The 26106-nt window shown below is 73.4% G+C and carries 23 protein-coding genes; 8 read left to right on the top strand and 15 right to left on the bottom strand.

Annotated features, from left to right (window positions below; all coding sequences use genetic code 11):
- Positions 1-63 precede the first annotated feature (63 nt).
- The 3 genes from OG245_RS08410 to OG245_RS08420 all read right to left on the bottom strand — a co-directional run bounded on the left by OG245_RS08410 (position 64) and on the right by OG245_RS08420 (position 2005).
- Positions 64-531: a GNAT family N-acetyltransferase gene (locus tag OG245_RS08410; RefSeq protein ID WP_371622895.1), complete on the bottom strand. Its 468-nt coding sequence runs from the start codon at positions 529-531 to the stop codon at positions 64-66.
- 164 nt (positions 532-695) lie between these two features.
- On the bottom strand, positions 696-1259 hold the full coding sequence (locus tag OG245_RS08415; RefSeq protein WP_371622896.1) for a HutD family protein: 564 nt from the start codon (positions 1257-1259) through the stop codon (positions 696-698).
- Positions 1256-2005 carry a VWA domain-containing protein gene (locus tag OG245_RS08420; protein WP_371622897.1) on the bottom strand — a complete coding sequence of 250 codons (750 nt, stop codon included), beginning with the start codon at positions 2003-2005 and terminating at the stop codon, positions 1256-1258. Before OG245_RS08420 ends, OG245_RS08415 begins: the two co-directional genes overlap by 4 nt.
- Positions 2006-2148: 143 nt before the next feature.
- On the opposite strand from OG245_RS08420, the gene OG245_RS08425 reads away from it, so the two are divergent.
- A complete protein-coding gene (locus OG245_RS08425; protein WP_371622898.1) occupies positions 2149-3060 on the top strand; it encodes a rhomboid family intramembrane serine protease in 912 nt (303 codons plus the stop codon).
- A gap of 238 nt (positions 3061-3298) precedes the next feature.
- Here the strand turns inward: OG245_RS08425 and OG245_RS08430 are convergent, their stop codons facing one another.
- The 3 genes from OG245_RS08430 to OG245_RS08440 all read right to left on the bottom strand — a co-directional run bounded on the left by OG245_RS08430 (position 3299) and on the right by OG245_RS08440 (position 10550).
- Complete coding sequence (locus OG245_RS08430; RefSeq protein WP_371622899.1) at positions 3299-4759, bottom strand: glutamate synthase subunit beta; 1461 nt, start codon at positions 4757-4759, stop codon at positions 3299-3301.
- Entirely contained in the window at positions 4752-9320 is a 4569-nt protein-coding gene (gene gltB / locus OG245_RS08435) for a glutamate synthase large subunit (protein ID WP_371622900.1), read from the bottom strand. The genes OG245_RS08430 and gltB overlap by 8 nt, the downstream gene beginning before the upstream one ends.
- 498 nt (positions 9321-9818) lie before the next feature.
- Complete coding sequence (locus OG245_RS08440; protein WP_371622901.1) at positions 9819-10550, bottom strand: VIT1/CCC1 transporter family protein; 732 nt, start codon at positions 10548-10550, stop codon at positions 9819-9821.
- A gap of 361 nt (positions 10551-10911) precedes the next feature.
- Here OG245_RS08440 and OG245_RS08445 point away from each other — a divergent pair, with 361 nt between their 5' ends.
- The 7 genes from OG245_RS08445 to OG245_RS08475 are packed head-to-tail and all read left to right on the top strand — an operon-like array spanning position 10912 to position 18836.
- The gene (locus tag OG245_RS08445) at positions 10912-12090 is read left to right on the top strand and encodes an ADP-ribosylglycohydrolase family protein (RefSeq protein ID WP_371627841.1); all 1179 of its coding nucleotides are present in this window, start codon (positions 10912-10914) and stop codon (positions 12088-12090) included.
- Positions 12087-13412 (top strand): ADP-ribosylglycohydrolase family protein, encoded by a 1326-nt coding sequence (locus tag OG245_RS08450; RefSeq protein ID WP_371622902.1) that lies wholly within the window; start codon positions 12087-12089, stop codon positions 13410-13412. The genes OG245_RS08445 and OG245_RS08450 overlap by 4 nt, the downstream gene beginning before the upstream one ends.
- A complete protein-coding gene (locus tag OG245_RS08455) occupies positions 13339-14532 on the top strand; it encodes an ADP-ribosylglycohydrolase family protein (RefSeq protein ID WP_371622903.1) in 1194 nt (397 codons plus the stop codon). Before OG245_RS08450 ends, OG245_RS08455 begins: the two co-directional genes overlap by 74 nt.
- Positions 14529-15896 (top strand): ADP-ribosylglycohydrolase family protein, encoded by a 1368-nt coding sequence (locus OG245_RS08460; RefSeq protein ID WP_371622904.1) that lies wholly within the window; start codon positions 14529-14531, stop codon positions 15894-15896. Before OG245_RS08455 ends, OG245_RS08460 begins: the two co-directional genes overlap by 4 nt.
- Positions 15893-16777 (top strand): ribokinase, encoded by an 885-nt coding sequence (gene rbsK, locus OG245_RS08465; RefSeq protein ID WP_371622905.1) that lies wholly within the window; start codon positions 15893-15895, stop codon positions 16775-16777. The genes OG245_RS08460 and rbsK overlap by 4 nt, the downstream gene beginning before the upstream one ends.
- The gene (locus OG245_RS08470) at positions 16774-17973 is read left to right on the top strand and encodes a CaiB/BaiF CoA transferase family protein (protein WP_371622906.1); all 1200 of its coding nucleotides are present in this window, start codon (positions 16774-16776) and stop codon (positions 17971-17973) included. The genes rbsK and OG245_RS08470 overlap by 4 nt, the downstream gene beginning before the upstream one ends.
- Complete coding sequence (locus OG245_RS08475; protein ID WP_371622907.1) at positions 17970-18836, top strand: CoA ester lyase; 867 nt, start codon at positions 17970-17972, stop codon at positions 18834-18836. Before OG245_RS08470 ends, OG245_RS08475 begins: the two co-directional genes overlap by 4 nt.
- Positions 18837-18898: 62 nt before the next feature.
- On the opposite strand, the gene lgt is transcribed toward OG245_RS08475, so the two are convergent.
- From lgt to OG245_RS08520, 9 genes are all read right to left on the bottom strand, one after another.
- Positions 18899-19885: a prolipoprotein diacylglyceryl transferase gene (gene lgt / locus OG245_RS08480; protein WP_371622908.1), complete on the bottom strand. Its 987-nt coding sequence runs from the start codon at positions 19883-19885 to the stop codon at positions 18899-18901.
- A gap of 98 nt (positions 19886-19983) precedes the next feature.
- Positions 19984-20850 carry a DsbA family protein gene (locus OG245_RS08485; RefSeq protein WP_371622909.1) on the bottom strand — a complete coding sequence of 289 codons (867 nt, stop codon included), beginning with the start codon at positions 20848-20850 and terminating at the stop codon, positions 19984-19986.
- A 75-nt stretch (positions 20851-20925) separates the two neighbouring features.
- The gene (gene trpA / locus OG245_RS08490; RefSeq protein ID WP_371622910.1) at positions 20926-21738 is read right to left on the bottom strand and encodes a tryptophan synthase subunit alpha; all 813 of its coding nucleotides are present in this window, start codon (positions 21736-21738) and stop codon (positions 20926-20928) included.
- Positions 21735-23021: a tryptophan synthase subunit beta gene (gene trpB, locus OG245_RS08495; protein WP_371622911.1), complete on the bottom strand. Its 1287-nt coding sequence runs from the start codon at positions 23019-23021 to the stop codon at positions 21735-21737. The genes trpA and trpB overlap by 4 nt, the downstream gene beginning before the upstream one ends.
- 139 nt (positions 23022-23160) lie before the next feature.
- Positions 23161-23373 carry a tryptophan biosynthesis modulator TrpM gene (gene trpM, locus OG245_RS08500; protein WP_371622912.1) on the bottom strand — a complete coding sequence of 71 codons (213 nt, stop codon included), beginning with the start codon at positions 23371-23373 and terminating at the stop codon, positions 23161-23163.
- A 16-nt stretch (positions 23374-23389) separates the two neighbouring features.
- On the bottom strand, positions 23390-24199 hold the full coding sequence (gene trpC / locus OG245_RS08505; RefSeq protein WP_010064524.1) for an indole-3-glycerol phosphate synthase TrpC: 810 nt from the start codon (positions 24197-24199) through the stop codon (positions 23390-23392).
- A gap of 136 nt (positions 24200-24335) precedes the next feature.
- On the bottom strand, positions 24336-24932 hold the full coding sequence (locus tag OG245_RS08510; RefSeq protein ID WP_371622913.1) for a DUF2752 domain-containing protein: 597 nt from the start codon (positions 24930-24932) through the stop codon (positions 24336-24338).
- Positions 24933-25027: 95 nt separating this feature from the next.
- Positions 25028-25279, bottom strand: a complete 252-nt coding sequence (locus OG245_RS08515) for an HGxxPAAW family protein (protein WP_018957525.1) — start codon at positions 25277-25279, stop codon at positions 25028-25030.
- A 112-nt stretch (positions 25280-25391) separates the two neighbouring features.
- Positions 25392-26066, bottom strand: coding sequence for a TIGR02234 family membrane protein (locus OG245_RS08520; protein WP_371622914.1), 675 nt, complete (start codon positions 26064-26066; stop codon positions 25392-25394).
- Positions 26067-26106 lie beyond the last annotated feature (40 nt).

Here is a 26106-nt window from a genome sequence, read left to right on the forward strand (position 1 = left end):
GCGCCGCCACGGTCCGACCGCTTCACCGCCGTCACGGTCTCACCGCCTCACCGCCTCACCGCTTCAGGCGTGGTTCTCCGGAGCCGGGCGGGTGAGCTTCAGCATGACCTCGTCGTACTCCTCGTCGACGCGGCGGCTCTCCTCCACGAAGCCCATCCGGGTGTAGAAGCTCCGGGCCGCCGTGTTCTTCTCGTACACCTCCAGGGTCAGCGCGCCGTGCAGCGCCGCCGCGTGTTCGACCAGGCGTCGGCCCACCCCGGTGCCCTGCGCCTCAGGAGCAACGAAGAGGCCGCCGATCTCGGCGCCCAGGAGCCCCAGGAGGGCCACCACACGGCCGTCCGTCTCGGCGACCCAGTTCTCGGCGTGGACGAGATAGACCTCGCGCATCTTGCGGGCGCGCTCGCCCTCGCCCTCACCGGGGATGAAGGGATGCGCCAGGCTGCCGGCACGGGACCAGACGTCCACCGCCGCGTTCTCGTCGGCGGCGGCATAGCGGCGGATCACGGCGCGTTCGGGTGTGTTCTCGGGCATGCGCGCGACCGTATCCCGAGGCGGGGAGTTCGGCAGCCGAGTTTCCCGGCCGCCGACAGCGGTCGCAGACAGACGGTCGTCTTCGGACGGTCCCCGGGAGCCTGTCGCCGGGAGCCGGTCCCGGGGAGCCGGTCCCGGGGAGCCGATCACCGGGAGCCGGTCGGTCACGCGTCGGAGAGCGTGATCAGCACCGCCCGGCCCATCGTCCGCAGGACCCCGGGCGACACCCCGGCCGCCAGGACCGCGTCGTAGCGGTCCAGCCGGACGCCCCCGTGCTCCAGCTCCGCGCCGTCGTCCAGGGAGACGGCCAGCACCGCCCCGCCCTCCGGTGGCAGCAGGCGGACCGTGCCGCAGACGACGGCGGCCTCCGCCCGCGTACGGGCCCTGCGGTACATGACGTTGAGATTGACGACGGGCCCGCCCAGCAGGAAGCCCTCGGTGGGCAGGTCACCGGGGAAGCCGTACGGCCACAGCGGCTCGTCGACGATGTGGTGCTCGCCGCCGACGACGAGGTCCATGCCCGCGCCCTCGACCACGGTCAGGATCCGCTCCACACCCGGGAACCGCGAGAACGGCCCGTCGGCGGTGACGTCCGCCAGGCTCACCCGCCAGTCGAAGACGTCGGTCCCGGCGCCCCCGGGGCCGGCGGCGATCTCGCGGACGGTCCCGCCGCCGTTCTTCCAGGGGACGGGCGCGCGGTCGGCGGCGCGCAGGATCCGTACCGTCATCGGACGATCCCCTGCTCCCGGGCGGCGGCCAGCCAGAGCGGGAACTCGGCGACGAGCCGGTCGTACAGCTCGGGGTCCGGGACCTTCCGGGGGTCCTCGCCGGCGTGGAAGTACCCGGCGTTGTCGACGATCCGCTTTGCGGGGACGGACAGCTCGTCGAGCTTGCGCAGGAAGTCGAACTGGCTGCTGCGGGTGTTGCCGAAGCCGACGAACTGCCAGAACAGGGGCAGCTTCGCGGCCTTGCAGAGGTAGCGCTCGGCGGCGAGCTTGTTGATCGGCCCGCCGTCCGTCTGGAAGACGACGAGGGCGGGCGCGGTGGAGCCGCTGTCGAGGTAGTGGTCGATGACCGCGTCCATCGCCAGGTGGTAGCTGGTCCTCCCCATGTGCCCGAGGCCCGCCCGGATCTCGTCGATCCTGCCGTGGTGGTGGGCGAGGGCGATGTCGGTGACCGCGTCGACGTCGGTGGAGAAGAAGACGACGGGCACCGTGCCGTCGTCGTCGAGGTTGGCCGAAAGGCCCAGCACCCGGTCGGCCAGCGCCTGGACGCTGCCGTCGTCGTAGTAGGGCTTCATCGAGCCGGAGTGGTCGAGGACGAGGTAGACGGCCGCGCGGTGACCGCCCAGTCCGTGCTTCTCCAGCGAGATCCCGGCGCTCGTGTAGTGGCTGACCAGGGCCGGAGCCGTCTCCCGCACCTTGGTGAGGCTGATGGCCGGGCCGGTGCCCGCGGCCGTGTTCACACCCTGCATGACGGCCCCCCGATCTGTGCTCTGCGGACCTTGAGCGTAGGCCACCACCGGCCCCGGACTTAACGGCCTTCATCCCGGTTCGCTATCTTGATCGCCGCCGCCCTCACCGGCCCCGTTGCACATCTTCAGTGAAGGAGCCGGCCATGGAGGCCGCCGCCACCGCGTGTTACCGCCATCCGTCCTACGAGACGTACGTCCGCTGCACCCGTTGCGACCGCTCCATCTGCCCGGACTGCATGCGGGAGGCCGCTGTCGGCCACCACTGCGTGGAGTGCGTGAAGGAGGGGCAGCGGTCGGTGCGGCAGGCCCGTACCGTCTTCGGCGGTGCGGTGTCCCGGGCGACCGCGCCGGTGGTGACGTACGTACTGATGGCGCTCAACGTCCTGGCCTACCTCGGCGAGGTGGTGCGGCCCGAGACCGTGGACCGGTTCGCGGTGCTCGGGGCGGCGCTCACCGGGCCGGACGGCGAGCAGTACTACTACCGGGGTGACACCTATCCCGGGTACGACCTGACGGGCATCGCGGACGGCGAGTGGTACCGGCTGGTGACCGGGGCCTTCCTGCACCTTCCGCCGGACGCCTCGTTCGGGGTGATGCACCTGGTGTTCAACATGCTCGCGCTGTGGAACATCGGCCGTGCGGTGGAGGGCCAGCTCGGGCGGGCCCGTTATCTGGCGCTGTACCTGCTGTCGGCGGTGGGCGGTTCGGTCCTGGTGTACCTGCTGGCCCCGGACACCTCGACGGTCGGCGCCTCCGGCTCGGTCTTCGGGCTGGCCGCCGCGTACTGGGTCATCCACCGGCGGCTCGGCCGTGACATGGCGGCGGTCAACCGCTTCATGGCCGGATTCCTGCTCTGGATGCTGATCTCGGCCGCGTTCACCTCGTGGCAGGGGCACCTGGGCGGGCTGCTGACGGGGGCGCTGGTGACGTACGGGCTCGCGTTCGCGCCGGCGAAGCTGCGGACCTGGCAGGTCCAGCTCGCGGGCGCGCTGGTGCTGACGGGCCTGTTCGCGGTGGCGGTGGTGCTGAAGACCTCGGCCCTGACGGGCGGCTGAGGCCGGACACCACGGCCGGGTGGCTGAGCCCGGCGCCACGGGGGTGGCTGAGGCAAGGACGCGGCCGAACGGCTGAGGCCGGGCGCCGTGGAAGGCACCCGGCCCCGGACGCGCCACGGCGCCCGCTGGAGTCCGGTCGGGGACAGGCAGGCGCCGCGTTCAGTTCCGTACGCCGTTGTACGGGACGTCTTGTGGGGGCTCCCCCGGGCCGCGTGGCCCAGGGGAACCCGGGTGGTGCTCAGACCAGCAGGGACCGGTCCGTCGGGCGGATCGGCGCGTGCAGGGCGCTGGTCCCGGTCAGGAAGCGGTCCACTCCGCGGGCGGCGGAGCGGCCCTCGGCGATCGCCCAGACGATCAGCGACTGGCCGCGTCCCGCGTCACCGGCGACATAGACGCCGTCGACGTTGGTCGCGTAGTGCTCGTCGCGGGCGACGTTGCCGCGCTGGTCGAGCTCCAGGCCGAACTGCTGGACCAGACCGTTGGACTGGTCGGTTCCGGTGAAGCCCATGGCGAGGGTGACGAGCTGCGCGGGGATGCGCCGCTCCGTGCCGGGCTTCTGCTCCAGCTTACCGTCCTTGAACTCGACCTCCACCAGGTGGAGGGCCGCGACGTTTCCGTCCTCGTCGCCCTCGAAGTGGGTGGTGGAGACGGAGTAGACCCGCTCGCCGCCCTCCTCGTGCGCGGAGGTGACCTTGTAGAGCATCGGGAAGGTCGGCCACGGCTGGCCCGGGTTCCGGTCCTCGCCCGGCTTCGGCATGATCTCCAGCTGGGTGACGGAGGCCGCGCCCTGGCGGTGGGCGGTGCCCACGCAGTCGGCTCCGGTGTCACCGCCGCCGATGACGACGACGTGCTTGCCGCCGGCGTGGATCGGGGCCACCGTCAGGTCGCCCTCCTGCACCTTGTTGGCGAGCGGCAGGTACTCCATCGCGAAGTGGATGCCGCCCAGCTCACGGCCGGGAACGGGGAGGTCGCGGGAGACGGTGGCGCCGGCCGCGATGACGACCGCGTCGTAGCGGCGGCGGAGCTTCGCGGCGTCGATGTCCTTGCCGATCTCCACCTCCGTACGGAACTTGGTGCCTTCCAGGCGCATCTGCTCGATGCGGCGGTTGATGTGCGACTTCTCCATCTTGAACTCGGGGATGCCGTAGCGGAGGAGGCCCCCGATGCGGTCCGCGCGCTCGTAGACGGCGACGGTGTGGCCGGCCCGGGTCAGCTGCTGGGCGGCGGCGAGTCCCGCCGGCCCCGAGCCGATGACCGCGACGGTCTTGCCGGAGAGGCGCTCCGGCGGCTGCGGGGTGACGTCGCCGCTGTCCCACGCCTTGTCGATGATGGAGACCTCGACGTTCTTGATGGTGACGGCGGGCTGGTTGATGCCCAGCACGCACGCCGACTCGCAGGGGGCCGGGCACAGCCGCCCGGTGAACTCCGGGAAGTTGTTCGTGGCGTGCAGCCGCTCGGACGCCGCGGTCCAGTCCTCGCGGTAGGCGTAGTCGTTCCACTCGGGGATGAGGTTTCCGAGCGGGCAGCCGTTGTGGCAGAACGGGATGCCGCAGTCCATGCAGCGGCCGGCCTGCTTGCTGATGATCGGGAGCAGCGAGCCCGGAACGTAGACCTCGTTCCAGTCCTTGACGCGCTCGGCAACGGGGCGGGTCTGGGCGACCTCGCGTCCGGTGGTCAGGAAGCCCTTGGGGTCAGCCATGGGTCGCCGCCTCCATCATCTTCTCGGTGGTCTCCTGCTCGGAGAGACCGGCGAGCTCAGCGGCGTCCTTGGCGGCGAGCACTGCCTTGTACGTGGACGGGATGATCTTGCTGAAGCGGGACGCGCCGCCGACGGCGCTGTCCCACTCGGCGAGGAGCTTCGCGGCGACGGTGGAGCCGGTCTCCTCCTGGTGGCGGCGCACGACGTCGTGCAGCCACTGCCGGTCGGTGTCGTCCAGTTCCTCGACCGCGCCGAGGTTGCCGACGTTGACGTTGTCGCGGTTCAGGTCGATGACGTACGCGACGCCGCCCGACATGCCGGCGGCGAAGTTGCGGCCGGTCTCGCCGAGGACGACGGCTTGGCCGCCGGTCATGTACTCGCAGCCGTGGTCGCCGACGCCTTCGGAGACGACGAGCGCACCGGAGTTGCGGACGCAGAAGCGCTCGCCGGTGCGGCCGCGGAGGAAGATCTCGCCGCCGGTCGCGCCGTAGCCGATGGTGTTGCCGGCGATGGTGGAGTACTCGGCGAGGTGGTCGGCGCCCCGGTCGGGGCGGACGATGACCCGGCCGCCGGAGAGGCCCTTGCCGACGTAGTCGTTGGCGTCGCCCTCCAGGCGCAGGGTGACCCCGCGCGGCACGAAGGCGCCGAAGGACTGGCCGGCCGAGCCGGTGAAGGTGATGTCGATGGTGTTCTCGGGCAGGCCCGGACCACCGAACTTCTTGGTCACCTCGTGGCCGAGCATGGTGCCGACGGTCCGGTTGATGTTGCGGATCGCGACCTGGGCGCGGACCGGCTGGGCGGCCTCGGCGCTCTCCGCCCCGAGCGCGTCGGCTGCCAGCTTGATCAGCTGGTTGTCGAGCGCCTTCGTCAGACCGTGGTCCTGCTCGACGATGCGGTGGCGGACCGCGCCCTCGGGCAGCTCGGGAACGAAGAAGAGCGGAGCCAGGTCCAGGCCCTGCGCCTTCCAGTGGGTGACGGCCCGGTCGGTGTCGAGGAGCTCGGCGTGGCCGACGGCCTCCTCGATGGTGCGGAAGCCCAGCTCGGCGAGGATCTCGCGGACCTCTTCGGCGATGAACTCGAAGAAGTTGACGATGTACTCGGCCTTGCCGGAGAACCGGTCGCGCAGCACCGGGTTCTGGGTGGCGATGCCGACCGGGCAGGTGTCCAGGTGGCAGACGCGCATCATGACGCAGCCGGAGACGACGAGCGGCGCGGTCGCGAAACCGAACTCCTCGGCGCCGAGCAGCGCGGCGATGACGACGTCGCGGCCGGTCTTGAGCTGGCCGTCGGTCTGCACGACGATGCGGTCGCGCAGGCCGTTGAGCAGCAGGGTCTGCTGGGTCTCGGCGAGGCCGAGTTCCCAGGGGCCGCCCGCGTGCTTGAGCGAGGTGAGCGGGGAGGCGCCCGTTCCGCCGTCGTGGCCGGAGATGAGGACGACGTCCGCGTGGGCCTTGGAGACACCGGCGGCGACCGTGCCGACGCCGACCTCGGAGACCAGCTTCACGTGGATCCGCGCCTGCGGGTTCGCGTTCTTCAGGTCGTGGATCAGCTGCGCGAGGTCTTCGATGGAGTAGATGTCGTGGTGCGGCGGCGGCGAGATGAGGCCGACGCCGGGCGTCGAGTGACGTGTCTTGGCGACCCACGGGTAGACCTTGTGGCCGGGCAGCTGGCCGCCCTCGCCGGGCTTGGCGCCCTGGGCCATCTTGATCTGGATGTCGTCGGCGTTGACCAGGTATTCGCTGGTCACACCGAAGCGGCCGGAGGCGACCTGCTTGATGGAGGAGCGGCGCGCCGGGTCGTACAGGCGGTCCGGGTCCTCACCGCCCTCACCGGTGTTGGACTTGCCGCCGAGCTGGTTCATCGCGATGGCGAGCGTCTCGTGCGCCTCGCGGGAGATGGAGCCGTAGGACATGGCGCCGGTGGAGAAGCGCTTGACGATCTCGGAGGCGGGCTCGACCTCGTCGAGGGAGATCGGCTCGCGGCCGGAGTCGAAGCCGAAGAGGCCGCGGAGCGTCATGAGGCGCTCGGACTGCTCGTTCACCCGCTCCGTGTACTGCTTGAAGATGTCGTAGCGCCGGTTGCGGGTGGCGTGCTGGAGGCGGAAGACCGTCTCCGGGTCGAACAGGTGCGGTTCGCCCTCGCGCCGCCACTGGTACTCGCCGCCGATCTCCAGCGCGCGGTGCGAGGCCGCGATGCCGGAGGCGGGGTACGCCTTGGTGTGCCGGGCGGCGACCTCCTTGGCGACGACGTCCAGGCCGGCGCCGCCGATCTTGGTGGCGGTGCCGTTGAAGTACGTCGCGACGAAGGCCTCGTCCAGGCCGACGGCCTCGAAGACCTGGGCGCCGCGGTAGGAGGCGACGGTGGAGATGCCCATCTTGGACATGACCTTCAGGACGCCCTTGCCGAGCGCGTAGATCAGGTTCCGGATGGCCTGCTCGGCGTCGATGTTCTCGATGAAGGTGCCGGCGCGGACCAGGTCCTCGACGGACTCCATGGCGAGGTACGGGTTGACCGCGGCGGCGCCGTAGCCGATGAGCAGCGCGACGTGGTGGACCTCGCGAACGTCCCCGGCCTCGACCAGCAGGCCCACCTGGGTGCGCTGCTTGGTGCGGATGAGGTGGTGGTGGACGGCGGAGGTGAGCAGCAGCGAGGGGATCGGCGCGTGCTCGGCGTCGGAGTGCCGGTCGGAGAGGACGATCAGGCGGGCGCCGTCCTCTATGGCGGCGTCGACCTCGGTGCAGATCTGCTCGATCCGCGCGGCCAGCGCGTCGCCTCCGCCGCCGACCCGGTAGAGACCGGAGAGGGTGGCGGCCTTCATGCCCGGCATGTCGCCGTCGGCGTTGATGTGTATCAGCTTGGCGAGCTCGTCGTTGTCGATCACCGGGAAGGGCAGCGTGACGCTGCGGCACGCGGCGGCGGTCGGCTCCAGGATGTTGCCCTGGGGGCCCAGCGAGGAGCGCAGCGAGGTGACGAGCTCCTCGCGGATGGCGTCCAGCGGCGGGTTGGTGACCTGGGCGAAGAGCTGGGTGAAGTAGTCGAACAGCAGCCGGGGGCGCTCGGAGAGCGCGGCGATCGGCGAGTCGGTGCCCATGGAGCCGAGCGGTTCGCCGGCGGTGCGGGCCATCGGCGCGAGGATGACGCGGAGCTCTTCCTCGGTGTAGCCGAAGGTCTGCTGGCGGCGGGTGACCGAGGCGTGGGTGTGCACGATGTGCTCACGCTCGGGCAGGTCGCTCAGCTCGATCTCGCCGGTCTCCAGCCACTCCTCGTAGGGCTGCTCGGCGGCGAGGGACGCCTTGATCTCGTCGTCCTCGATGATGCGGTGCTCGGCGGTGTCGACGAGGAACATCTTGCCGGGCTGGAGGCGGCCCTTGCGGACGACCTTCGCCGGGTCGATGTCCAGGACGCCGACCTCGGAGGAGAGCACGACGAGGCCGTCGTCGGTGACCCAGTAGCGGCCGGGGCGCAGACCGTTGCGGTCGAGGACCGCGCCGACCTGGACGCCGTCGGTGAAGGTGACGCAGGCCGGGCCGTCCCAGGGCTCCATCATCGTGGCGTGGTACTGGTAGAACGCGCGCCGGGCCGGGTCCATCGAGTCGTGGTTCTCCCACGCCTCGGGGACCATCATCAGCACCGAGTGCGGCAGCGAGCGCCCGCCGAGGTGGAGCAGCTCCAGGACCTCGTCGAAGGAGGCCGAGTCGGAGGCGTCCGGGGTGCAGACGGGGAAGATCCGGCTCAGCTGCGCCGGGCCGAAGAGCTCGGAGGCGAGCTGGGACTCGCGGGCCTTCATCCAGTTGCGGTTGCCCTTGACCGTGTTGATCTCGCCGTTGTGCGCGACGAAGCGGTACGGGTGGGCCAGCGGCCAGCTGGGGAAGGTGTTGGTGGAGAAGCGGGAGTGGACCAGCGCGACCGTGGAGGCGAAGCGGCGGTCGGAGAGGTCCGGGAAGAACGGCTCCAGCTGCCCGGTGGTGAGCATGCCCTTGTAGACGATGGTGCGGGCGGAGAGCGAGGGGAAGTACACCCCGGCCTCACGCTCGGCACGCTTGCGCAGGACGAAGGCCTTGCGGTCCAGGACGATGCCGGTGGACTCGCCGTCGGCGACGAAGACCTGGCGGAAGGTGGGCATGGTGGCGCGGGCGCCGTTGCCGAGAAGTGCGGGGGTGACCGGGACGTCGCGCCAGCCGAGGACCTCCAGGCCCTCCTGGGCGGCGATCTCCTCGATCGTGCGGACGGCCTCGGTGGAGTCGTCCGCGGGGAGGAAGGCGATGCCCACGGCATACGAGCCGGCCTCGGGAAGGTCGAAAGAGGTCTCGGCGCGCAGGAAGGCGTCCGGGACCTGGCAGAGAATGCCGGCGCCGTCGCCGGAGTCGGGCTCGGAGCCGGTGGCGCCGCGGTGTTCGAGGTTGCGCAGCACGGTCAGCGCCTGCTCGACCAGCTCATGGCTGGCCACACCGGTCAGAGTGGCCACGAACCCGACACCACAGGCGTCGTGTTCGTTACGGGGGTCGTACATCCCCTGCTGGGCGGGGCGACCGTCCATGGGCGACCAGGCGTCGATACGCATCGGCTCTCCCGTCGTCGTCGTGGCATTTGCGGTGCCGAGGGACGACGTTGGCCCTCTGCGAAATTTCGTGCAGGTTACATGATGGGGCGCTTCTCAAGAAGCGGAAGGCGTGTTCCAACATGCGGACACCGTGGTGACCGGAAGTGACTGGGTGACCAGTGGTGACCGGACCGTCCAGGGGGTGGGTCGCTGTCGGAACGATCGGCGCCCGGGGACCCGCAGAGAGCAGGCGTCGTTGCCTGCGGTGCCTACGGCTCATGCCCGGTGGCGACGGAAACGAAACCACCGGGTAATGGCTACTTATGTGCAGCCCTGCATAGGGTCTCATTTTACGGCCGCAGGGCCTTTCCCGCCCAGTGGGCGGCGCCAAGACGTACGTCACACGGGTTGCCGTGCCGTTGCGCCGTTCGGGCGGCCCGGGTACGCCGCCGGCCCTCAGCCCCGCACCACCCGCACCACCCGCATCAGCCGCGTCATCTGCCTCCTACGTCAGCCGCATCAGCCGACAGCGACGCCGAACAGGGTGCCGAGTCCGTACGTCATCGCCGCCGCGGCACCACCCAGGGCGAGCTGGCGCAGCCCGCTGAACCACCAGCTGCGGGCGGTCACCCTGGCCACCACCGCGCCGCACCCGAACAGACCGACCAGCGCGAGGAGCACCGCGGGCCACAGCGCGCTCGCGCCGAGGAGGTAGGGCAGCAAGGGCAGCAGGGCGCCGAGCGCGAACGCGCCGAACGACGAGACGGCGGCGACGAGCGGCGAGGGCAGGTCGCCCGGATCGATGCCGAGCTCCTCGCGGGCGTGGATCTCCAGCGCCTGCTCCGGGTCGCGCGACAGCTGCCGGGCGACCTCGCGGGCGAGCGGGGCGTCCACGCCCCGGGACTCGTAGAGGGCGGCCAGCTCGGCCATCTCGTCCTTGGGGTGCTTGCGGAGCTCACGGCGCTCGACGTCGAGCTCGGCCTCGACCAGCTCGCGCTGCGAGGCGACGGAGGTGTACTCACCCGCCGCCATGGAGAAGGCCCCGGCCGCGAGCCCCGCCAGGCCGGTGATGACGATGGTCTGCTGGGAGACCGCGCCGCCCGCGACCCCGGTCATCAGGGCGAGGTTGGAGACCAGGCCGTCCATCGCACCGAAGACGGCCGGGCGCAGCCAGCCGCCGTTCACGTCCCGGTGGGTGTGGTTGTCCCGGTGCGCCTCGTGCAGGACGGCTTCGGTCTCGATGATGGCCACGGCGTGTCTCTCCCCTTTGCTCCGGCGGGCCGTCACCCCGCCGTTCCCCGCTGAATACAACTTTCGACAAAGTCCAAACTACGCCGTCCGGGTGACCGCCGCCAGCAAGGCAAGCCTGGCTTACCACCCCTCTGACCTGCGAAGGAAGGACAGCCTCAGCTATCCGGGCCGTCACCCGGGCGGCTCCTTTCCCGCCGTTTTTCGCCTCTCCTCGCCCGCCGCGTGGCACAGATGCGGACAGGGCCCGGAATCGGGACACGGGGATCGGATCCGGACTCGGATGCGGATGCGGATGCGGATGCGGGCTCGGGTGCGGATGCGGGCGCGGATGGAAACCGCCGGACGAGCGAAGGGCGACGCGATGGACACGGCCGTCGGCAATGACCGGGCCAGGGGTGCGCTGCTGGGGCTGGCGGTCGGGGACGCGCTCGGCGCCCCGGCGGAGAACCTGCGGCCCTCCGAGATCCGCCGCCGCTGGGGGCGGATCGAGGGCTTCGTGAGCGATGATCCGGCGGGCACCGACGACACGGAGTACGCGATCTTCTCCGGGCTGCTGCTCGCCCGGCACGGTTCGGCGCTCGACGTCTCCCATGTGGAGCGGGCCTGGCACCACTGGATCGCCGATCTGGACGAGGGCCCGTTCCGGGGCGCCGGGTTCAGCGAGCGCGGCACGCTGGAGAACCTGCGCCGGGGCCTGGCCGCCCCCATCTCGGCCCAGCACCGGCACGCCTGGAGCGACGGGCTCGCGATGCGGGCGGCCCCCTTCGGGGTGTTCGCGGCGGGCCGCCCGGCCGAGGCGGCCCGGCTGGTCGCGGTGGACGGCCGGGTCAGCCACGAGGGCGAGGGGATCTACGGGGGGCAGGCGGTGGCGGCCGGGGTGGCGGCGGCCATGGTCGGTTCGGGCCTCGCCTCGGTGATCGCGGCTGCGCTCTCGGTGGTCCCGATGGACTCCTGGACGGCCCGGTCGCTGCGCCGGGCGGTGGCGGCGGCCCAGCGGCCCCACCCCGACCGGCTCACGATGGAGCGTGCGGTGCGCTCGGCGGTGGTCATCGCCGGCTACCCGTGGACGGACCTCGCGCCGGAGGCGGTGGGCCTGGCGTTCGGGGCGTTCACGGCGGCGCGCGGGGACTTCCGGACGGCGGTGCTCACCGCCGTCAACATGGGCCGCGACGCGGACACGACGGCTGCGGTGGCGGGCGCCCTGGCCGGGGCGCTGAACGGGGAGAGCGCCGTCCCGCCGGACTGGGCCGCCGCGATCGGCCCGGTCCGGGGCAGCTGTCTGCCCTCGATGCGCGGCTACCACGTGCTGGACATCGCGGAGCTGCTGACCCCGGAGGATCCGGACGGAACCGGTCCCGCGGGGCCCCCGCAGGGGCGGGACGGCGGTCGCGAACCGGCGGCCGTACGGGGCCTGCCGTCGGCGGCGGCCTCCTTCGAGCCCGTCCGGGACCTGGCGTCCGCGGGGGCCTCTTCCGGACCCGTACGGGACCTGGCGTCCGCGCCGGCCTCCTCCGGGCCCGTATGGGAGGAGCGGCGATGACGGGGCCGGGTGAGGCGACCGGGAGCCGTCCGGCCATGACCACGCCACGGGAAGCACTCCCCGCAGGCCCGCCCATGACCACCTCCGACGCGGCCCCCGGGCCCCCCGTCCCCTCCCGCCGGGCCCGGATCGAGGGGCTGCTGCTCGGGCTCGCGGCGGGCGACGCCGCCGGGTGGCCCGCCGCCCGGCACCGGGCGGCCCGGATGCCCGAGTGGACCCGGCGGCTCACCCGGGAGCTGGACACCTTCGCCGAGCAGAACGCCACCACCACACTGCCGGTGCCCATCGCCCTGAACCAGCCGCCCGAGCCGCTGCGGCTCGGCCCGTCCGACGACGCCGAGTGGGCCGCGTTCGCCGCCCGTACGGTGCTGGCGGCGGCGGCCGACGAGGCGGCGGGCCTCTCCTCCGGCCGCCGGATGCGGGACGCGGTGGACCGGGCCTGGAACGCGCTGGCCGCCACCGTCGCCGCCGCCAGCGCCCGGGCCCCCGAGGTCGAGGCCGCGGTGCTCCCGCTGCGGGCCCGGATCTCGGTGCGGGCCGGGCTCGGCAACCTGGCCGCCGGGCTGCGGCCGCCCGCCACCGGGCACGACAACCCGCACTACTTCGACGACGCCGCCTGCGTGCGGGCCGCCGTCCTCGCCGTGGTCCACCCGGGCGACCCGGACGAGGCGGCGGCGCTCGCCGAGTTCGACGCCCGCTACACCCAGGACGGCGACGGGGTGCACGGGGCACGGGCCGTGGCCGCCGCGATCGCCGTGGCGCTGGCCGGGGCGGACGTCGACACCGTGGTGAACGCGGCCCTCGACCGGCTCCCCGAGGGCACCGAGATCGCCCGCAACGCCGCGCACGCGGTCCGCCTGGCCCGGGAGTTCGCGGGCGAGCCGGCCGGGGCGTTCGCCCTGGTCCCGGTGCTGGAACACCAGATCGTGGATCACGTCTACAGCTACGGGATCGCGGCGGCGGAGACCGTGCCCGTCGCCCTGGCCCTCACCACCGCGGCCCGGGGCGAGATCGCCCAGGCGGTCCCGGCCGCCGCCTGCCTGTCCCGGGTCGCGGACTCCGCGCCCGCCCTCGCCGGGGCGCTGACCGGGACCATCGGCTCGGTCAGCGCCGTTCCGGCGGGCTGGCGCGAGGCGTGCCGGACACTGGCGGGCTGTGCGCTGCCCCGGCTGGCGGGCACGGATCTGATCGAACTCGCCGGGCTGCTGGCAGCCACGGAACCGGCCACCCCGGGTGGACAATTCCGACATGACGCCCGCCACGGCCATGGAAGCCGTCCTCTCGACACCGCGCCCCTCCCCCACCACGCCCGGACTCGATGAACGCGTCCGCCGGGCCCTCGTCGGAGCCGCCGTGGGCGACGCGCTCGGCGGCCCGGTCGAGGGCTGGACCCCCGAGCAGATCGCCGAGCGCCACGGCGGCCGGGTGACCGGGATCGTCGGCCCCTGGCACGGCGATGACTGGCGCACCGCGCGCCCCATCGCCCCGTACCACAAGGGCGACGGGCACGTCACCGACGACACCCTGATGACCCATGCGCTGATCCGGGTCTACGACCGGGTCCGCGACCACCTCGACGCGTACGCCGTCGCGGACCATCTCGTCCCGGACCTGCTGTCGCCCCGCTGGATCCCGGAGCTGGAGGCAGAGGCCCTCCCCCTCCAGCGGATCTTCCTGGCGGAGAAGTGGATCGTGGCCCGGCTGCACTACGGGCACGTGGACCCGCGCGAGGCCGGTGCGGGCAACATCGTCAACTGCGGGGCGGCGATGTACATGGCCCCGGTCGGCCTGGTCAACGCCGGCCGCCCGGAGGCCGCGTACGCCGAGGCGCTGGAGGTCGCGGCCCCCCACCAGTCCTCCTACGGACGGGAGGCGGCCGGGGTCTTCGCGGCCGCCGTCGCCGCCGCCTGCCGCCCGGGCGCCACCCCCGGCACCGTGGTCGACGCGGCCCTCTCCCTGGCCAGGGACGGCACCCGGTCAGCGATCGAGGCGGTGGCCGAAGTGGCCGTGCGCCACGAGGACTTCGAGACCGCGCTCGTCCCGCTGCGGGCGGCGGTGGAGCCCTTCGACACGGTCGGCCCCGACTACCGGAGCCCCTCACTCGGCGCACGCCGCCCCTCCCGCCTGCACGCCGTCGAGGAACTGCCCATCGCCCTCGGGATGCTGCTCGTCGGGGGCGGCGCCTACCGGCCCACGGTGCTCGGTTCGGTGAACTACGGGCGGGACTGCGACTCCATCGCGACGATGAGCGGGGCGATCGTGGGCGCGCTGGGCGGCGAGGCACCCGCGGACTGGGCCGCCACGGTCGCGGAGGCGAGCCGGCTCGACCTGGACGCCCCGGCGAGGGTGCTGGCGCAGGTGGCCCGGGAGGTCTTCGCCCGGGACCTGGAGCGCCGCCGGGCCCATGAGCAGGCGTTCGCCGCGCTGGCCGGTGAGCGGTGAACGTCCGCCTCACCTGGGTGCAGCCCGAGGACCTGGTCGGCCACGAGCTGCGGCAGGCCGCGCAGGACGGCCGGGACGCCCGGGAGATCGAGGCCCGGTGGTACGCGGCCGGGGGCGCGCCCGCCCCGGACCGGGCCGGCGCCTCCGAGCCGCCCGCACCGCCGCGCCTGCGCGCGCTGGCCGAACGGCTTCTCGACGAACTCGCGCTGCTGGACGCGCCGTTGGCGGCCGACGAGCCGACCGGGCTGGACGAGATCGTGGCCGCCTGCCCGCACTGGCCGGGCCCGGTGGAGGGTACGCCCCACGTCGGCCGGGACCGGCTGCACGCGGCGTGGCTCGGCCGGGCGGCGGGCTGCCTGCTCGGCAAACCGGTCGAGAAGCTGCCGCTGGACGGCATCCGCGCCCTGGCCCGCGCCACCGGGAACTGGCCCCCGGCCAGTTGGTTCACCGCACACGGCGTACCCGCCGAACTGCTGGCCGCGCACCCCTGGAACCGCCGCTCGGCCCCCACGTCCCTGGCCGAGAACATCGACGGCATGCCGGCGGACGACGACCTCGACCACCCCCTGCTCACCCTGCTGCTGCTCCAGCGGCACGGCCGCTCCTTCACCACTGCCGACCTCGCCCGGCTGTGGCTGGACGAGCTTCCGGCGGGCCGTGCCTTCACCGCCGAGCGCATCGCGTACGGCAACCTCCTCGCGGGCGTCGAGCCCCCGGAGACCGCCCGCCACCGCAACCCGTTCCGGGAGTGGATCGGCGCGCAGATCCGGGCCGACGTGCACGGCTGGACCCACCCCGGCGACCCGGCCGGGGCCGCCGCCCAGGCCCACCGCGACGCGGTCCTCACCCACACCGGCAACGGGGTGTACGGCGCGATGTTCACCGCCGCCGCGCTCGCCGTCGCGGCCGGCGGCGAGAGCGATGTGCACGGCTGCCTGGCCGCCGGGCTGCGGGTGGTGCCGCCGCGCTCGCGGTACGCCCGCGCGATCCGCCTCGGCATCGAAACGGCCCGTACGGAAGGGGAGTTCGACACCGTCGTGGACCGGCTGCACGCCGTCTACGCGGACACCCACCACTGGGTGCACGTGCTGCCCAACGCCGCGCTGCTGGCCGCCGCCCTCACCCACGCCGACGGCGACTTCACCCGGTCGATCGGCCTCGCGGTCTCCGGCGGCTGGGACACCGACTCCAACGGGGCGACGGCCGGATCGCTGGCCGGACTCCTGGCGGGCGGGCCGGACGCCCTGCCCGAGCACTGGACGGCTCCGCTGAAGAACCGGCTCGCCACCTCCGTACCCGGCTTCGACCGGACCGGGTTCGACACCCTCGCCGCACTGACCCACCAGGAGGCTCTGCGCCCATGACCCGCATCGCGGTGCTCGGCAGCACCAACATGGACCTCGTCGCCCACACCGCCCGCGCCCCCGGGCTCGGCGAGACCGTCACCGGCCGGGAGTTCCGGACGGTCCCCGGCGGCAAGGGCGCCAACCAGGCCGTCGCCGCCGCCCGCGCGGGCGGGGAGGTGGCGATGATCGGCGCGGTCGGCGACGACGCCTACGGCACCCTGCTGCGCGACGGACTCGAACACGCCGGGGTCGACACCGACCTCCTGCACACCGCCGAGGGCCCCAGCGGCACCGCGCACATCGTGGTGGACGACACCGGGGCCAACGCGATCGTGGTGATCCCCGGCGCGAACGGCGTCGTCACCGCGCTCGGGCCCGGGGAGATCGCGGCGATCGCCGCCGCCGACCTGCTGCTGATGCAGCTCGAACTCCCGCTGTCCGCGGTCGTCGAGGGAGCCCGCGCGGCCCGGTCCCAGGGCGTCACGACCATCCTCACCCCCTCCCCCGTCCAGCACCTGCCCGATGAACTCCTGGACCACATCGACCTGTTGGTGCCCAACGAGCACGAGGCCGCCGAGCTGTCCGGGCAGGCCGAGCCGCACGCCGCGGCGCAGATCCTGCTGCGCCGGGTGCCCGAGGTCGTCGTCACGCTCGGCGCGAAGGGCTGCCTGTACGCGGCCCGGGGCGGCGAGCCGGTGCTCTTCGCGGCCCCGTCGGTGAACGCCGTCGACACGACCGGGGCCGGGGACACCTTCGTCGGGTCGCTGGCCGTGGCGCTCGGCGAGGGCCGGCCGGTGGCCGAGGCCGTGGCGTTCGCCTCCTCGGCCGCCGCGCTCTGCGTCCAGAAGCCGGGCGCGTCCACGTCCATGCCCTTCCGCAGCGAGATCGAGGCCTCATGAGCACCACCGCGGCAGGACCCCTCACCGGGCTGAAGGTCATCGACCTGGCCACCCTCTTCGCCGGACCGCTCGCGGCCACCATGCTCGGGGACTTCGGCGCCGATGTGATCAAGGTCGAGCACCCCCGCAGACCGGACCCCTCGCGCGGGCACGGGCCCGCCAAGGACGGGATCGGGCTGTGGTGGAAGCTGCTCGGCCGCAACAAGCGCACCCTGACCCTCGACCTGTCCGCGCCCGGCGGCCGGGACGTCCTGCTCCAGCTGGCCGCCGGGACGGATGTGATCATCGAGAACTTCCGGCCCGGGACCCTGGAGCGCTGGGGCCTGGGCCCCGAGGAGCTGCACGCCGTCAACCCGCGTCTGGTGCTGGCCCGGGTCACCGGCTTCGGCCAGTTCGGGCCGTACGCCCACCGCCCCGGCTTCGGCACCCTCGCCGAGGCGATGAGCGGCTTCGCGGCGATCACCGGGGAGCCGGACGGTCCGCCGACGCTGCCGCCGTTCGGGCTGGCGGACTCCATCGCGGCCCTGGCCACGGCGTACGCGGTGATGGCCGCGCTCGCCGGACGGGAGAAGACCGGCGAGGGGCAGGTGGTGGACCTCGCGATCATCGAGCCGATCCTCACCGTGCTGGGCCCGCAGCCGCTCTGGTACGACCAGCTCGGCTACGTCCAGCCGCGCACCGGCAACCGCTCCCGCAACAACGCCCCGCGCAACACCTACCGCACCGCCGACGGCCACTGGGTCGCGGTCTCCACCTCCGCCCAGTCCGTCGCCGAGCGGGTGATGCGCCTGGTCGGCCGCCCGGACCTGATCGACGAGCCGTGGTTCGGCGCGGGCACCACCCGGGCCGAGCACACCGAGGAGCTGGACGCGGCCGTGGGCCACTGGATCTCCCGGCACAGCCGCGCGGAGGTGCTCGACGGCTTCGAGAAGGCGGAGGCGGCCGTCGCGCCGATCCACGACGTACGGGAGGTGATGGAGGACCCGCAGTACCGGGCGCTGGACACCGTCACCGAGGTCGACGACCCGGAGCTGGGGCCGCTGCGGATGCAGAACGTCCTCTTCCGGCTCTCGGGGACGCCCGGCGGGATCCGGTGGGCGGGCCGCCCGCACGGCGCGGACACCGAGGAGATCCTGGCCGGCCTCGGTCTCACGGAGACCCGGATCGCGGCGCTGCGGGACCAGGGGGCGCTGTGACCGGCCGGCCGATCCCCGCCCCGCCGCTGCCCGAGGGCCCGCCGCCACCGGCCGGACGGCCGCCGCTGACCTGGCTGTACGTGCCCGGGGACCGGCCGGAGGTGGTGGCCAAGGCGCTGGGCAGCGGGGCGGACGTGGTGATCGTCGATCTGGAGGACGCCGTCGCCCCGGACCGCAAGGCGTACGCGCGCTCCGCCACCGCCGAGCTCCTCGCCGACCAGGTCACGGCGGCCCCGGACGCGGTGCCGGTCCATGTCCGGGTGCACGGCGAGGACGACATCCGGGCGCTGGCGGAGCTGCCGGGCCTGGCCGCGTTCCGGCTGCCGAAGATCACCCACGCGGTCTCGGTGCACCATGTGGCGGCCGTGGCCCCGGGCGTGGCGCTGTATCCGCTGCTGGAGTCGGCGCTCGCGATCGAGCACGCGTACTCGATCGCCTCGGCCCATCACGCCGTACGCGGCATCGCCCTGGGCGAGGCGGACCTGCGGGCGGATCTGGGCGTACGGGAGGACGCCGGGCTCGACTGGCCGCGCAGCCGTGCCGTGGTGGCGGCCCGGGCGGCGGCTCTTCCGCCGCCCGCCCAGTCGGTCTTCCCGGACGTGCGGGACCTGGACGGGCTGTGGACGTCGTGCGGGCGGGGGCGGGCGCTCGGGATGCTGGGCCGGGCGGCGATCCACCCGCGCCAGCTGCCGGTGATCGAGCGGGCGTTCCGGCCGACGGCCGAGGAGATCGAGGCGGCCGAGGAGGTCGTCGCGGCCTCGGAGGTGGCGGCGGGGGCGCTGGCGCTGCCGGACGGGAGGTTCGTGGACGCGGCGGTGGTCGCGTCCGCCCGCCGGACGATCGCGCTCGCCGGGCGGGCCTGAGACTGCGGGCCCGCCCGGCGAGCGGGAGGTGTGCGGGGGTGCGCCCGAGAGGGCGCGGCCGGTCAGCTCTTCTCGGCTGCTCCGGCGCTCTCGGCGGTGGCGCCCTTGCCGGGCTCGTCCTTCGTGAGCGGGTCCTTCTTCGCCCCGGCGTCCTGCTCGTCGGCGTCCGCCTCCGGGGAGCCGTCCTCGTCGGGGCCGTCCCCGTCCTCGTCGGAGCCCTTCGCGGGGGCGGCGTCGCGGTCGGGCTCGACGATCTCCTCGCGGCCCGGACGGATCCTCGCGGAGATCACGATGTAGACGACGGCGAGGACGAAGACGATGATCGCGGTCCACACGTTCAGACGGAGACCGAGGACGTGGTGGGCCTCGTCGACCCGCATGTACTCGATCCAGCCGCGTCCCGCGCAGTAGGCGGCGACGTACAGCGCGAACGCCCGTCCGTGGCCGAGCCGGAAGCGGCGGTCGGCCCAGATGACCAGGAGCGCGACGCCGATGCACCACAGCGACTCGTACAGGAAGGTCGGGTGGTACGTCCCGGCGACCCGGTTCGGGCCCTCGCTGATCTCCAGCGCCCAGGGGAGGTCGGTGGGCTTGCCGTACAGCTCCTGGTTGAACCAGTTGCCCCAGCGGCCGATGGCCTGGGCGATGGCGATGCCCGGGGCCAGCGCGTCGGCCCAGGCGGGCAGCGGGATGCCCCGGCGGCGGCAGGCGATCCAGGCGCCGACGGCGCCGAACGCGATGGCGCCCCAGATGCCGAGGCCGCCCTCCCAGATCTTGAAGGCGTCGACCCAGTCCTCACCGTCGCTGAAGTACAGCTGGTAGTCGGTGATCACGTGGTAGAGCCGACCGCCGACGAGGCCGAAGGGCACCGCCCAGACGGCGACGTCGGCCACGGTGCCGGCTTTGCCGCCCCGGGCTACCCAGCGCTTGTTGCCGAACCAGACGGCGACGAAGACACCGATGATGATGCAGAACGCGTAGCCGCGGAGCGGGATCGGGCCGAGCTCGATCACGCCGGTCGACGGACTGGGGATGAAGGCAAGATTCATGGCGAGGTCGACGCTACCCTGCCGGGCGGTGGGTACGGCAAGCCACCCGGCAACGTCTGGGTAACGAGGACCACCTCACGGGCGGGTGCGGGACGCGGTCAGGAAGCGGGACCCGACGACGGGTCGGCCGGGGCGGACGGGGCGGACGGGGCGGACGGGGCGGCGGTGCCCGGCTTCTTGCCCTTGTTGGCGGCGGCGACCCACTTCTTCAGATTCTCCGGGGAGATCTGCTCGTCGCCCTTGCTCGGGAAGACGGACTCCCCGTTGAGCAGCACCGTCGGCGTGCCCTGGAAGCCGCCCTCGCGGAACGCCGTGTCGGACTTCTTCACCCAGCTGTCGTGCTCGCCGTCCTCCACGCAGCCGCGGAAGTCCGGCGTGTCGAGCCCCTCGACGTCTCCGGCCAGCTCGATCAGCCGGCTGTTCTTGCCGAAGGCGTCGTCCGGCTCCGGAGGCTGGTTGGCGAAGAGCACGTCGTGGTACGGCGCGAACTTGCCGGCGTCCTGGGCGCAGGCGGCGGCGTTGGCGGCGCGCAGCGACCCGGTGCCGCCGAGGTTGCCGTCGATGATCGTGGCCAGGTGGTACTCCACCTTGACCTGGCCGTCGTCCGCCAGCTCCGTGATGGTGTCCTTGAAGGCGGTCTCGAACTGGGCGCAGACGGGGCAGCGGAAGTCCTCCCAGATCGTGAGGGTGGACGGGGCGTCGGCGGCGCCGACCGGCACCGTCAGCGCGTCCTCGCCGATCGCGCCGGACGGGGCGACCGCGGGGCCGGAGGCGGTGTCGCCGCCGTCGTCCTTGCCCGCGTTGGCCGCGATCAGGCCGACCACGGCGGCCAGGGCGAGCACCCCGACCACCGCCGAGGCAACGATCAGCGTCCGGCGGCGCTTCTCGCGCCCCTTCTCCCGCTCGCGCTGCTGGGCCAGGCGCTCGCGCGCGCTTCTGTTTCCCTCAGGGATCTTGTCGCTCACACCCGGGAAACGAACCGGGGAGGCGCCTCCGCGCCTCCCCGGTCCACAATCCACCCATTCGGGTGACAAAAGGGCTCAGCGCTTTCGAACGCCCTCGGCCAGTTCGCCCGCCAGGGAGCGGACGGCGGCGAGACCGGCGGCCTCGTCGGGGGCGTCCAGCATGGCCTTGACGAAGGCCGAGCCGACGATCACGCCGTCCGCGAACCCGGCGACCTCGGCGGCCTGCGCCGCGTTGGAGACGCCGAGGCCGACGCAGACCGGGAGGTCGGTGGTGGCGCGGGTGCGTTCCACCAGGTCCTGGGCCTGGGCGCCGACGGAGGCGCGGGTGCCGGTGACGCCCATCAGGGAGGCGGCGTAGACGAATCCGCTCCCGGCCGCCGTGATGGTGGCGAGGCGGGCGTCCTGGCTGCTGGGGGCGACGACGAACACGGTGGCGAGGCCGTGCTTGTCGGCGTGCTCGCGCCACAGCGCGGACTCCTGGACCGGCAGGTCGGGCAGGATGCACCCGGCGCCGCCCGCCTCGGCCAGTTCGGCGGTGAAGCGCTCGACGCCGTAGCGGTCGATGGGGTTCCAGTACGTCATGACCAGGATCGGGACGCCGGTGGCCTCGTGCGCCTCGCGGACCGTGCGCATCACGTCGGCGATCCTGACGCCGCCGCGCAGGGCGATGTCGTCGGCGGTCTGGATGACCGGCCCGTCCAGGACCGGGTCGCTGTGCGGGAGCCCGATCTCGACGATGTCCGCGCCGCCCGCGATGACGGCCTTGACCGCCTCGATGCCGCCGTCGACGGTCGGGAAGCCCGCCGGGAGGTAGGCGATGAGCGCCGCCCGGTCCGCGGCCCTGGTGGCGGCCAGGGTGGTGTTCAACAGCTCGATGTTGCCGCTCACTTGGCGTCCCCCTCGATCTCGGCGCGGTCGCTGTCGGCGTCCGCCTCGACGGCGGCGTCGGTGTCGTAGAGCCCGAAGTAGCGGGCGGCGGTGTCCATGTCCTTGTCGCCGCGGCCGGACAGGTTGACGAGGATCAGCCCGTCCCCGCCGAGCTCCTTGCCGAGGTCCAGGGCTCCGGCGAGGGCGTGGGCGCTCTCGATGGCCGGGATGATTCCCTCGGTGCGGGACAGCAGGCGCAGGGCCTGCATGGCCGCGTCGTCGGTGACCGCGCGGTACTCGCCGCGCCCGACGTCCTTGAGGTAGGCGTGCTCCGGGCCGATGCCGGGGTAGTCCAGTCCCGCCGAGATGGAGTACGGCTCGGTGATCTGGCCCTCGTCGTCCTGGAGGACGTAGGAGCGCGAGCCGTGCAGGATGCCGGGCTCCCCGGCGGTGAGGGTCGCCGCGTGCTCGCCGGTCTCCACCCCGTGCCCGGCCGGTTCGCAGCCCACCAGGCGGACCCCGGTGTCGGGGAGGAAGGCGTGGAAGAGGCCGATGGCGTTGGAGCCGCCGCCGACGCAGGCGACCGCCGCGTCCGGGAGGCGGCCCGCGCGTTCCAGGATCTGGCGGCGGGCCTCGACGCCGATGACGCGGTGGAAGTCGCGGACCATCGCCGGGAAGGGGTGCGGGCCCGCGACCGTGCCGAAGAGGTAGTGGGTGCGGTCCACGTTGGCGACCCAGTCGCGGAACGCCTCGTTGATGGCGTCCTTCAGGGTCCGCGAGCCGGACTTCACGGCGACGACCTCGGCGCCGAGCATCCGCATCCGGGCCACGTTCAGTGCCTGGCGCTGGGTGTCGATCTCGCCCATGTAGATGGTGCAGTCGAGGCCGAAGAGGGCGCAGGCGGTCGCGGTGGCGACGCCGTGCTGGCCGGCTCCGGTCTCGGCGATGACACGGGTCTTGCCCATGCGCTTGGTGAGGAGGGCCTGGCCCAGCACGTTGTTGATCTTGTGCGAGCCGGTGTGGTTCAGGTCCTCGCGCTTGAGGAAGATCCGGGCGCCGCCCGCGTGCTCGGCGAAGCGCGGGACCTCGGTCAGCGCGCTGGGCCGGCCCGTGTAGTCGACCATGAGCGCGTTGAGCTCGGCGGCGAAGGCGGGGTCGGCCTTGGCCTTGTCGTACTCGACGGCGACCTCGTCCACGGCGGCGACGAGCGCCTCCGGGATGAACTTGCCGCCGTACGCGCCGAAATAGCCCTCGGCGCTGGGGATCAGACCCTCGGGGTCCGGGATGAAGAATTCGGACGTCATGCGACGTGCTCCTTGGCATGGCAACGGATGGGTCGACCGTATGCGCGAAGCGGCGAGCGCCACCGGGACCGGCATGCGGTCGCGGCGGAGCGGTCGTACGTACGAGAAGGGGTGCTGCGGTACGTCGGCCGGGGCTCGCCTACTGCGCGGACCCCGGGCGCCATCGCATGCCGTTCACCTGGCCGGGCTCGTCGCCGATGACGTACCGGACACGCCGGCCGTGCACGCGCCGGGCGGGGGCGCGGCAGCCACGGGGGCGGCAGCCGCGCGCCAGCGGGGCGTGCGGGTCCCGGGCCGGAGCCCCGGCCGGGCGGAGGCCGGGCCGGGTGCGGGGCACGGGACGGTCGGTCATGGTCGTCGGTCCCCGGTCAGCCGCGGCCGTGGCGGAGCGCCGGGTGGGCGCCCGCGGCGACGAGGTCGGCGACGGCGGCGCGCGGGTCGCGGCCGGTGACCAGCGACTCGCCGACCAGGACGGCGTCGGCGCCCGCGTTGGCGTACGCGATCAGGTCGTGCGGGCCCCGGACGCCGGACTCGGCGACCTTGACGATGTGGTCGGGGATCTCGGGGGCGACGCGCTCGAAGGTGGAGCGGTCGACCTTGAGGTCCTTCAGGTTGCGCGCGTTGACACCGATGATCTTGGCTCCGGCGTCCACGGCGCGCTCCGCCTCCTCCTCGTCGTGCGCCTCCACGAGCGGGGTGAGCCCGATCGACTCGGCGCGCTCGATGAGGGAGACCAGGGCCTCCTGGTCGAGGGCGGCGACGATCAGCAGGGCGAGGTCGGCGCCGTAGGCGCGGGCCTCCCACAGCTGGTACGAGGTGACGATGAAGTCCTTGCGCAGGATCGGGGTGTCGACCTTGGCGCGGACGGCCTCCAGGTCGGCGAGCGAACCGCCGAAGCGGCGCTCCTCCGTGAGGACCGAGATGACGGACGCGCCGCCCGCCTCGTAGTCCGCGGCGAGCGCGGCCGGGTCGGCGATGGCGGCAAGGGCCCCCTTGGAGGGGGACGAGCGCTTGACCTCGCAGATGACGGTCACGCCCTCGCCGCGCAGGGCGGCGACTCCGTCCTTGGCCTGGGGAGCGCGGGCCGCGCGCTCCTTCAGCTCGTCGAGGCTGACGCGCGCCTGCCGCTCCGCGAGGTCGGCGCGAACGCCGTCGATGATCTCGTCGAGCACACTCACGCGAGCGGCCCCCTTCCGAACGGTTGACGGTGAACAGGATCAGCCGTACCGATGGTATCCGCAGGATGCCCCGGGGCTCGCATCCGGCCACGTCGCGTCCCACTTCCTGGTCATCCGCCCGGCCCGAGCCGGGAGCTCAGGGGGCCAGCGCCGAGCCGAACGGCAGATTCCGGACCACGGTGAAGGTCAGCAGGACGGCGCCCACGCCCCACCACCAGACGGGCGCGAGACCGATGCGCAGGGGCTGTCCGCGCCAGGCCCGGACCAGCCAGAGGACCCAGACCGCGGCGAAGAGGAAGTAGCCGACGGTGGCGATCGCGTTGGCTCCGAGCGCCGCGCCGAGGTCGCCGGTGATGAAGGCGTGGGCGCTGCGCAGTCCGCCGCAGCCGGGGCAGAGGACGCCGGTCAGCTTGAGCAGCGGGCAGACCGGGTAGTGGCCGGACTCGTTGGGGTCGACGGCCCCGACGTACGCGAAGGCTCCCGCGACGGCGGCGAGGATGCCGATGGGGGTGGCGAGCCGACGCGCCTTCCGGCCCGTCGGGCTGCCCGACCAGCCCGTCCGGGCCGGGGTGGCGGAGGCTCCGTCCTCCAACGCCGGGCGGGCCGGGGCGGGCCGGGCCATGTCGGGGGTCGGGCAGACGGTCAGCGGCATGTTCAGGGGGCCGACGCCCTGCTGTGGCTCCGTCTCCGGGTCCGGCGGCTGGGCGGCTGAGGGGGTAGGCGAGGCGTCCACCCGTTGATTGTCCCCCGCCGACGCGAAAAGGCGCAGCCCCGGGTGAGGGCTGCGCCTGTCGGCGTGTCGGTCGCCGGGACGGGCCGGCGTCCGGGTCAGTGGGAGATCTGCGCGCGCCCGGCGCGCTCCCTGGCCTCGATCAGCTCGGCCGACTCCTTCGGCATGCCGAGGCCGGCCACCTTCATGGCGAGGCCCACGAGACCGCCGGCGAAGATGACGGCGATCCCGGCCCAGAAGCCGAGCGGGTTGGCCGCGACCATGAAGACGCCTGCGACGCAGAAGCCGATGAAAGCGATGATGACACCGGTCCAGGCGGCCGGGGTGTGTCCGTGGCTCGTGCCCGCCATGAGTTGCTCCTCGTTGGTGTTGCGCCGTGGGTGGCGCTGTACGTGTGGCCGCCGCCCGGGGACGGCTCGGGTCCATTGTCCCGTACGGGGCAACGGGAGGTGAGCGTGGGGGTCACGCCTCGCGCGTCGGGTCCTCGCCGCGGTCCAGGGCCTTCCACAGGTCCTCGGGCCGGTCCGGGTCGGGGGCGGTGCGGGGCGCCTTGCCGGGGCGGGGGGTGCCGTCGCGCTCGTACTTTCCGGACATGGCGGGCCAGCGGCTGCCGTAGCGCAGCGCGAGGAGCCCGGCCAGCAGGATCAGCAGGCCGCCGGCGGCCGTGACGTAGGGCCAGGCGGTGTGGTCGATCGCGTGGATGGTGGCCGCCGCGTCGCCGGTCGTCCTGGCGGCCTCCTCGTCGAGGGCCGTGCTGTCGGACCCGCCGGCCCAGGCGCTGACCGTGGCTCCGAGACCGCTGAGGGCGAGGAGGGCGGCGACGATCCGGCGGCCGGCGCCGCGTACGGCGAAGACGGCGACGAGCGCGGCGAGTCCGACGACGGCCAGGGCGGCCGGGACTCCGGTGACGGCCTGGCCGTCGACGCTCAGCGGGAGGGCGCCGCCGCCGGTGGCCGCGTCGCCCTCGGCCCAGGTCTGCCCGGAGGCGAGGAGGACGACGGTCGCACCGGCCGCGCCGAGGAGCAGACCGGCCGCGAGACTGCGACGGCTCCCTGCGGAGTCGGGCGCGGCGCCGGACGCGGAGTCGGCGGTTCGGGCACGGGGCTGGGGTACGGGGACAGCACTCACGCCCTCCACTATCCCCTACCGCCCCGACGCCCGTGGAGCCGGTCGGCGG

The organism is Streptomyces sp. NBC_01116, assembly GCF_041435495.1.
GTDB lineage: Bacteria > Actinomycetota > Actinomycetes > Streptomycetales > Streptomycetaceae > Streptomyces.